Raw genomic sequence first — 9,590 nt, forward strand, 5'->3', positions numbered from 1 at the left:
GGCCGACGAGGTGTCGGCCAGCTTGAGCTCGCCGCCCATCAGCGAGGTCAGCAGCCCGGTGATCGTGAGGCCCAGCCCGGTGCCGGGCTCGCCGCGCCGTCGCCCGGCGGCACCGCGCTCGAACGGCAGGAAGATGCGCTGGTGGTCCTGCGGCGCCACGCCGATGCCGGTGTCGATCACGTCGAAGCGCAGCACCTCGCGGCGCGCGTCCACGTGCAGCGTGACGGTGCCGCTGTCGGTGAATCGCACGGCATTGGTCAGCAGGTTGATGAGGATCTGGCGCAGCCACTTGGCGTCGGCATGCACCCAGGGCGGCAGCCGCCCGGCGTGGGTGTAGACGAAGGCCAGGCCCTTGTTCTCGGCCTGCGGCCGCACCATGTGCACCACCTGGTCGAGGAAGGCCGGCAGCGCCAGCGGCGCCGGCTCGAGTTGCAGCCGGCCGGCCTCGATGCGCGCCAGGTCGAGCAGGCCGTCGATCAGGCCCAGCATGTGCTCGCCGCTGCGGTGGATGGTCTGCACCGCTTCGCGCGGCGGCAGCGCGGCATCGCCCTTGAGCAGGATCTGCGAGTAGCCCAGGATGCTGTTGAGCGGCGTGCGCAGCTCGTGCGTCATGCCGGCCACGTAGCGGGTCTTGGCCTGGTTGGCCGCCTCGGCCGCTTCCTTGGCGGCCTGCAGCGCGGCATCGGTGCGCTGGTGGGCCTCGATCTCGAGCGTGAGCAGGTGGTTGTGGCGGTTCGATTCCTCCTGCGCCATCTGCCGGCTCTCGCTGCCCAGCACGACCCACCAGGCCGCCACCGCCGCCACCAGCGACAGCAGGGTGAAGACCTTGAGGAAGGCATCGCGCAGCCGCGGATCGACCGCGCTGGCGCCGGTGATCGCCTCCTGCGCGTAGACCACGCCCATCACCGTGGCCAGCAGCGCCACCAGCGAGGCCGCCACCATCAGGTAGTGGGCGACGCGGAAGTTGAGCCGCGCCGACAGCGCCGGCGGCAGCAGCGACTGCAGCCAGCCGCTCATCTGCTCGGCCGCGCGCGAGTCGGTCTTGCAGCGGTCGTGGCAGCGCGACTCGAGCGTGCAGCACAGCGAGCAGATCGGCGCGCTGTAGGCCGGGCAGTGCGCCATGTCCTCCGATTCGAAGCCGTTGTCGCAGACCGAGCACTTCACGATCTGCCCCGGCGTCCAGTGCGCGATGTCGCGCCGCGCGAGGTAGTAGCGCCCGCGCGTGCGCCAGGCCAGCAGCGGCGAGACCGCGAGCGCGGTAGCCAGCGCGATGAAGGGCGAGAAGGAGCGCGCCCACTGGCCGATGGCGCCCGAGTAGGCCAGCATCGCGAGCGCCGCCGCCACCAGCGTGGCGACCAGGCCCACGGGGTTGATGTCGTAGAGATGGGCGCGCTTGAACTCGATGGTCTTCGGGCTCCAGCCCAGCGGCTTGTTGATGACCAGGTCGGCCACCAGCGCGCCGACCCAGGCGATCGCGATGTTGCTGTAGAAGCCCAGCACGTGCTCGAGCGCGGCGAACACGCCCAGCGCCATCAGCAGGATCGCGATCACCACGTTGAACACCAGCCACACCACGCGGCCCGGATGGCTGTGCGTGAGCCGCGCGAAGAAGTTCGACCAGGCCAGCGAGCCGGCATAGGCGTTCGTGAGGTTGATCTTCATCTGCGAGACCACCACGAACAGCACCGTGATGCCGAGGATCCAGGCCGGGTCGCGCAGCACGTAGGCGAAGCCCGTGAGGTACATCTGCGTCGGCTCGATCGCATGGTTGGCCGGGATCTCGTGCTGCAGCGCGAGGAAGGCCAGGAAGGCGCCGCCCATCATCTTGAGCATGCCCGGCACGATCCAGCCCGGCCCGGCCACCAGCACCGCGGTCCACCAGCGCACGCGGTTGGCGGCCGTCTTCTCGGGCAGGAAGCGCAGGTAGTCGACCTGCTCGCCGATCTGCACCACCAGCGAGAAGGCCACCGTGGCGGCGGCGCCGAACATCAGCGGATCGAAGCCGCTGCTGTTCGAGACCCGGCCCACGAGGCCGGTGAAGTCGGCATAGAGCTCGGGCTTCTTCACCAGCACCGCGACGAAGGGGCAGACGAACAGCACGATCCAGATCGGCTGCGTCCACAGCTGCAGCCCCGAGATCAGCGTGATGCCGCGCGCCACCAGCGGAATGATGACCAGCGAGGACACCAGGTAGAGCAGCCACAGCGGCCAGTCGAGGTACATCTGCAGCGCGAGCGCGAGGATGGCGGCCTCGAGCGCGAAGAAGATGAAAGTGAAGCTCGCGTAGATCAGCGAGGTGAGGGTGGAGCCCAGGTAGCCGAAGCCGGCGCCGCGCGTGAGCAGGTCCATGTCGACGCCGTGGCGCGCCGCGTAGTAGGAGATCGGCAGGCCCGTGAGGAAGGTGATCAGCCCCACCACGAGGATCGCCCACAGCGCGTTCGAGAAGCCGTAGCTCAGCGCGATCGCGCCGCCGATGGCCTCGAGCGCGAGGAAGGAGGTGGCGCCGAAGGCCGCGTTCGCGACCCGGAACTCCGACCACTTGCGGAAGCTGCGCGGCGTGTAGCGCAGCGCGTAGTCCTCCAGCGTCTCGTTCGCGACCCAGGCGTTGTAGTCGCGTCGGATGCGGAAGATCTTCTGCCCGCTCACGGAATTGACGGAAGGCATCGGGGTGTCTCGTGGAGACGGCGACGGCGAGGGGATCGGCATGGTGCAGCTGCATTGCAAGAAGCGCTCCGTGCCCGCCGTGCGCCCCCCGGTCCGTCGTCGTCGGTCCCGCGAGTCTGCGGGCAGGCGATGCGCAGGCCGCTACGTTGAATGACGTATTCGCGCAGCGGCCAGTGATTTCTAAAGTTCCAGCCATGGTGCCAGCCGCACCGTCCGATGCACTTCGATGGTGCGCGGCCTGTACTTTCCTCAACCTGCTGGAGTTCTTCGATGTCGCGTGATTCCGATCTTTCCCTCGATGCCCTGGCATTGCGTCGCCGCCGCCTGCTGCAAGGCGCCGCCGCGCTGCCCGTGATGGGCCTGAGCGGCCTGAGCTTCGGCCAGGGCCAGTTCCCCACGGCCAAGGTCAACACCACCAAGCTCGCCGTGACCGACACCGAAGTGACGGTGGGCCAGCTGCATTCGTCCACCGGCACGATGGCGATCTCGGAGACCGGCTCGATCCAGGCCGAGCAGCTCGCGATCGACCAGATCAACGCGATGGGCGGCATCCTGGGCCGCAAGATCAAGGTCATCAAGGAAGATGGCGCCTCCGACTGGCCGACCTTCGCCGAGAAGTCGAAGAAGCTGCTGGTCAACGACAAGGTCGCGGCCGTCTTCGGCTGCTGGACCAGCGCCTCGCGCAAGGCCGTGCTGCCGGTGTTCGAGAAGGAGAACGGCCTGCTGTACTACCCGACCTTCTACGAAGGCCTGGAGCAGAGCAAGAACGTGATCTACACGGGCCAGGAAGCGACGCAGCAGATCATCTGGGGCCTGGACTGGGGCGCGAAGGAGAAGAAGGCGAAGACCTTCTTCCTCGTCGGCTCCGACTACATCTGGCCGCGCACCTCGATGAAGATCGCGCGCAAGCACATCGAGAACTTCCAGAAGGGTTCGGTCAAGGGCGAGGAGTACTACCCGCTGGGCCACACCAACTTCAACTCGCTGATCAACAAGATCAAGGTCGCCAAGCCCGACTGCATCTTCGCGGCCGTGGTGGGCGGCTCGAACGTGGCCTTCTACAAGCAGCTCAAGGCCGCGGGCATCACGGGCGACAAGCAGTTCCTGCTGACCCTGGCCGTGACCGAGGACGAGATGACCGGCGTGGGCGGCGAGAACTTCGCGGGCTTCTACTCGTCGATGAAGTACTTCCAGTCGCTCGACAACGAGAACAACAAGAAGTTCGTGGCCGCCTTCAAGGCCAAGTACGGCAAGGACGCGGTGATCGGCGACGTGACGCAGGCCGGCTACCTCGGCCCGTGGCTGTGGAAGGCGGCGGTCGAGAAGGCCGGCAGCTTCGACGTCGACAAGGTCGTGGCCGGCTCGCCGGGCATCGAACTCAAGACCGCGCCCGAAGGCTACGTGAAGCTCGACGCGAACCATCACTTGTGGAGCAAGGCGCGTATCGGCCAGGGGCAGCCGGACGGGACGTTCAAGGTGGTGGCGGAGTCGGCCGAGCTGATCAAGCCGGATCCGTTCCCCAAGGGCTACCAGTAATCCCTGCCTGCCTGTCTCTGTCCTTCTCCCTCCCCCTCTGGGGGAGGGCAGGGGTGGGGGCAAGCGGCGTCACCACCGCGCACGCCGCCTGCCCCCATCCCGACCTTCCCCCAGAGGGGGAAGGAGCAACTACCCCAACACCTGGAACTGTCGCCATGACGCTGTCGGACATGTGGAACATCGGCCTGATGCAGGGCTTCGCGGGGCTGAGCCTCTTCGCGGTGCTGCTGCTCATGGGCCTGGGGCTCGCGATCATCTTCGGCCAGATGGGCGTCATCAACATGGCGCACGGCGAGTTCATGACCATCGGGGCCTACTCGGTCTTTCTCGCGGCGCAGGTCACCGAGCACCTGGCACCGGCCTTCATGCCGTACTACTTCCCGATCTCGATCGCGCTGGCCTTCGTGTTCGCCTTCATCGTCGGCTGGCTGGTCGAATGGGCGCTGATCCGCCATCTCTACAAGCGGCCGCTCGACACGCTGCTCGCGACCTGGGGCGTGAGCCTCGGGCTGCAGCAGATCTTCCGCACCTTCATCGGTCCGAAGGAGGTGAGCCCGACTTTGCCCGAGTGGCTGATGGGCTCGTGGACGCCGCACGAGGGTCTCGACATCCCGATCAACGGCATGTTCGTGCTGGTGCTCACCGCGTTGGTCACGGGCGGCGTGCTGATCGCGCTGCACCGGAGCCGCTGGGGCCTGCGGGTGCGCGCCACGGTGGCCAACCGCACGATGGCCAACGCCACCGGCATCGACACCAAGAAGACCGACCGCCTGACCTTCGCGATCGGCTGCGGCATCGCCGGCGTGGCGGGCGCGGCCTTCACCACCATCGGCTCGACCGGGCCGACCTCGGGCTCGCTCTACATCGTCGACGCCTTCCTGGTCGTCACCTTCGGCGGCGCGGCCAGCCTGCTGGGCACGGTGGTCTCGGCCTTCGGCATCGCGCAGACGCAGTCGGTCTCGGAGTTCTTCATGACCGGCTCGATGGCGAAGGTGCTGACGCTGTCGCTGATCGTGCTCATTCTGATGATGCGGCCGCAAGGTTTGTTCGCCGTCAAGGTGCGTCGCTGACTTTCGCTTTCCCGGAGAACTCCCGATGAATTTCCTCAAGGCCTCGATCCAGCGCTACCAGCTCGGCAGCCTGCTGCTGCTGGTGCTGCTGCTCGCGGTGGTGCTGCCGCTGTCGCTCGACATCTTCCGACTCAACCTGGTGGGAAAGTACCTCACCTATGCCTTCGTCGCCGTGGGACTGGTGATGGTGTGGGGCTACGGCGGGGTGCTGAGCCTCGGGCAGGGCGTGTTCTTCGGGCTCGGCGGCTACGCGATGGCGATGTTCCTCAAGCTCGAGGCCTCCGACCCGGTGTCGACCAAGATCCAGTCGACGCCGGGCATTCCCGACTTCATGGACTGGAACCAGATCACGGCGCTGCCGGCGTTCTGGCTGCCGTTCAAGAGCCTGCCGTTGACGCTGATCCTGGTGGTGGCGGTGCCGATGGCGCTGGCCTGGCTGATCAGCTTCGCGATGTTCAAGCGCCGCGTGGGCGGGGTCTACTTCGCGATCATCACGCAGGCGGTGGCGCTGATCCTCACGGTGCTGATCATCGGCCAGCAGGGCTACACCGGCGGCGTGAACGGCATGACCGACCTGAAGACGATGCTGGGCTGGGACACGCGCACCGACAGCGCGAAGTACATCCTCTACTACGTCTGCGTGGCGCTGCTGGTGGCGGCCATCGTGCTGTGCCGCTGGATCCAGACCAGCAAGCTCGGCACCTTGCTGCTGGCGATGCGCGACAAGGAAGACCGGGTGCGCTTCTCGGGCTACGACGTGTCGAACTTCAAGGTCTTCACCTTCTGCCTGGCGGCCGGGCTCTCGGGCATCGGCGGCGCGATGTTCGCGCTGCAGGTGGGCTTCATGTCGCCGAGCTTCGTGGGCATCGTGCCCTCGATCGAGATGGTGATCTTCTGCGCGGTGGGCGGCCGCATGAGCCTGGTGGGCGCGGTCTACGGCGCGCTGCTGGTGAACGCGGGCAAGACGCTGTTCTCGGAGAGCTTCCCGGACCTGTGGCTGTTCCTGATGGCCGGGCTGTTCATCGGCGTGACGATGGCCTTCCCGATGGGCCTGGCGGGCCTGTGGGAAGAAAAGATCCGCCCGTGGTGGAAGTCGCGCCGCCAGGCATTGCGCGAGGCCGCGGTCAAGCCGCCGGCGGTGGCCGCGGCTCCGGTCGTGCCAACACCCGAACCCACGCTGCCCGAAGGCGTGGGCAGCCAGCGCGCCTGAACCGGAGACCGACCATGAGCAACACCGACTTCGCGCTCGCCGTGGAAGACCTCAGCGTGTCCTTCGACGGCTTCAAGGCCATCGACGACCTCACGCTCTACATCGACCGCAACGAGCTGCGCGTGATCATCGGCCCGAACGGGGCCGGCAAGACGACGCTGCTCGACCTGATCTGCGGCAAGACGCGCGCCAGCGGCGGCAGCATCAAGTTCAAGAACACGGAGCTGACGAAGATGGCCGAGCACAAGCGCGTGCGGCTGGGCATCGGGCGCAAGTTCCAGACACCGTCGATCTACGAGAACCTCAGCGTGTTCCAGAACCTCGAGGTGTCGTTTCCCAAGGGCCGCTCGGTGTTCGGCGCGCTCGCCTTCCAGTGCGACGACGAGGTCAAGGCACGTGTGCAGGCAGTGGCGACGGAGATCGGGTTGGCCGACCGGCTCGACGCCGAAGCGGGCCTGTTGAGCCATGGTCAGAAGCAGTGGCTGGAGATCGGGATGCTGCTGATGCAGGAACCCGAGTTGCTGATGCTCGACGAACCCATCGCGGGCATGAGCGCGCGCGAACGCGAGCTCACGGCCGAGCTGCTCAAGCGCATCTGCCAGAACCGCGCGGTGATCGTGATCGAGCACGACATGGCTTTCGTGAAACAGATCGCGCACAAGGTGACCGTGATGCATCAGGGAAAGATCCTGGCGGAAGGTCCGATGGAGAAGGTGCAGGCGGATCCGAAGGTCATCGACGTTTATCTGGGGCATTGATGAATCTTCTTGTTGTGTCGAGTGTTCGTCGTTCGGGGCGGGCACACGCCGACGGGGTACTCCCCTCCGCGAATGTCCCCCGCCTTCGGCTCCTCCTTTATTTCGCTGCGGGGAGTACCCCATCGACGTGCGCCTGGACACAACGGTTGTTGTGCGGCCGGCACCACCACAGCGCCCACGTGCACAGGGCAGTGGGTGCTTCCCGCAGCGAAATAAAGGAGGAGGCCGAAGGCCGGGGGACATTCGCGGAGGGAAGTACCCGCTGTCCTGTGCACGCGCCCCGAACAGCAGCACCCCAGGCAAAGAACGCACCCAAACAGAGGCCAGGCAAATGAGCAACATCAACCTCAAGGTAGAAAACCTCCACGTAGCCTACGGCCAGAGCGAAGCCCTGCATGGCATCTCGTTCGAGGGCATGGCCAACGAGACCGTCGCCATCATGGGCAGAAACGGCATGGGCAAGACCACGCTGTTCAAGAGCCTCATGGGCGTGCTCCCCCTCAAGAGCGGCCGCATCGAAGTGACGGGACAGGACGTCTCGCGCGACGAGAGTTTCAGGCGCGTCGCCAAGGGCATCGCCTACGTGCCGCAGGGCCGCATGATCTTCCCGACCCTGACCGTCGAGGAGAACATCGAGACCGGCCTCGAAAATTCGAAGACCCGCCGCATCCCCGAGGAGATCTACGCGCTCTTCCCCGTGCTGTGGGACATGCGCCGGCGCAAGGGCGGCAACCTCTCGGGCGGGCAGCAGCAACAGCTGGCCATCGCGCGCGCCCTCGTCACCGATCCCAAGGTGCTGCTGCTCGACGAGCCCACCGAGGGTATCCAGCCTTCGATCATCAAGGACATCGCCAAGGCGCTCAACGAGATCCGCAAGCTGCGCGGCCTGACCATCGTCGTGTCGGAGCAGGTGCTGAGCTTCGCCATGGACGTGGCCGACCGCCTGTTCGTGATCGAAGGCGGGCGCCTCGTGCACGAGACCGCGCGCGACAAGACCGATGTCGAGCGCATCAAGGCCTATCTCTCTGTTTAACCACAACCCCAACCAGGAGCCACTGCAATGACGGACACGCTGATCAAGGTCGATCTGACCAAGTCGCCCACCGAGAACGAGATGATCCACAACCGCTGGCACCCGGACATTCCGATGGCCTGCTGGGTCAATCCCGGCGACGACTTCATCCTCGAGACCTTCGACTGGACCGGCGGCTTCATCAAGAACAACGACAGCGCCGACGACGTGCGCGACATCGACCTGAGCACCGTGCACTACCTCTCGGGCCCCGTGGGCGTGAAGGGTGCCGAGCCCGGCGACCTGCTGGTGGTCGATCTGCTCGACATCGGCGCCAAGCAGGACAGCCTCTGGGGCTTCAACGGATTTTTCTCGAAGAAGAACGGCGGCGGTTTTCTCACCGATCATTTTCCCGAAGCGCAGAAATCGATCTGGGACTTCAAGGGCATGTTCACGAGTTCGCGCCACATCCCGGGCGTGAACTTCGCGGGCCTGATCCATCCGGGCCTGATCGGCTGCCTGCCCGACAAGCCCATGCTCGACATGTGGAACGAGCGCGAGAAGGCGCTGATCGCCACCGACCCCGATCGCGTGCCGGGCCTGGCCAACCCGCCGTTCGCGGGCACCGCCCACATGGGCAAGATGACCGGCGAGGCACGCGCCAAGGCCGCGGCCGAGGGCGCGCGCACCGTGCCGCCGCGCGAGCATGGCGGCAACTGCGACATCAAGGATCTGTCGCGCGGCTCGAAGGTGTTCTTCCCCGTCTACGTCGACGGCGCGGGCCTCAGCGTGGGCGACCTGCACTTCAGCCAGGGCGACGGCGAGATCACCTTCTGCGGCGCCATCGAGATGGCCGGCTGGGTGCACATGAAGGTCTCGCTGATCAAGGGCGGCATGGCCAAGTACGGCATCAAGAACCCGATCTTCAAGCCCAGCCCCATCACGCCGCAGTACAACGACTACCTGATCTTCGAGGGCATCTCGGTCGACGAGAGCGGCAGGCAGCACTACCTCGACGTCAACGTGGCCTACCGCCAGGCCTGCCTCAACGCCATCGAGTACCTGAAGAAGTTCGGCTACTCGGGCGCGCAGGCCTACTCGATCCTCGGCACGGCGCCGGTGCAGGGCCACATCAGCGGCGTGGTCGACGTGCCCAACTCCTGCGCCACCCTGTGGCTGCCCACGGGCATCTTCGACTTCGACATCAATCCCAACGCCACGGGGCCCGTGAAGATGATCGATGGCAGCATCGACATGCCGCTGTCGCCCGACCTGCGCTGAGGCATTGAGGAAGGAAGCCGCATGCCCACCTACGACTACGATTGCGGACGCTGCGGCGG

General features: G+C 66.2%; 7 protein-coding genes. 6 read left to right on the plus strand and 1 reads right to left on the minus strand.

Annotation, left to right across the window (positions count from 1 at the left end; translation table 11 throughout):
• The coding region (locus AC27VN_RS22425; RefSeq protein WP_490877943.1) for an ATP-binding protein at nucleotides 1–2,664 on the minus strand (2,664 nt) is incomplete at its 3' end.
• A gap of 270 nt (nucleotides 2,665–2,934) precedes the next feature.
• On the opposite strand from AC27VN_RS22425, the gene urtA reads away from it, so the two are divergent.
• The 6 genes from urtA to fmdA all read left to right on the plus strand — a co-directional run bounded on the left by urtA (nucleotide 2,935) and on the right by fmdA (nucleotide 9,531).
• Nucleotides 2,935–4,200, plus strand: coding sequence for an urea ABC transporter substrate-binding protein (urtA, locus tag AC27VN_RS22430; RefSeq protein WP_057593105.1), 1,266 nt, complete (start codon nucleotides 2,935–2,937; stop codon nucleotides 4,198–4,200).
• A gap of 155 nt (nucleotides 4,201–4,355) precedes the next feature.
• Nucleotides 4,356–5,270 (plus strand): urea ABC transporter permease subunit UrtB, encoded by a 915-nt coding sequence (gene urtB / locus AC27VN_RS22435; RefSeq protein ID WP_057593106.1) that lies wholly within the window; start codon nucleotides 4,356–4,358, stop codon nucleotides 5,268–5,270.
• Between the two features lie 25 nt (nucleotides 5,271–5,295).
• A complete protein-coding gene (urtC, locus tag AC27VN_RS22440; protein WP_490877944.1) occupies nucleotides 5,296–6,480 on the plus strand; it encodes an urea ABC transporter permease subunit UrtC in 1,185 nt (394 codons plus the stop codon).
• A gap of 14 nt (nucleotides 6,481–6,494) precedes the next feature.
• Nucleotides 6,495–7,238 carry an urea ABC transporter ATP-binding protein UrtD gene (urtD, locus tag AC27VN_RS22445; protein WP_490877945.1) on the plus strand — a complete coding sequence of 248 codons (744 nt, stop codon included), beginning with the start codon at nucleotides 6,495–6,497 and terminating at the stop codon, nucleotides 7,236–7,238.
• 331 nt (nucleotides 7,239–7,569) lie between these two features.
• Nucleotides 7,570–8,271: an urea ABC transporter ATP-binding subunit UrtE gene (gene urtE, locus AC27VN_RS22450; protein ID WP_490877946.1), complete on the plus strand. Its 702-nt coding sequence runs from the start codon at nucleotides 7,570–7,572 to the stop codon at nucleotides 8,269–8,271.
• Nucleotides 8,272–8,298: 27 nt separating this feature from the next.
• Nucleotides 8,299–9,531: a formamidase gene (gene fmdA, locus AC27VN_RS22455; RefSeq protein WP_490877947.1), complete on the plus strand. Its 1,233-nt coding sequence runs from the start codon at nucleotides 8,299–8,301 to the stop codon at nucleotides 9,529–9,531.
• Nucleotides 9,532–9,590: the final 59 nt, after the last annotated feature.

Source organism: Variovorax sp. 20P10.2.4, assembly GCF_058244205.1.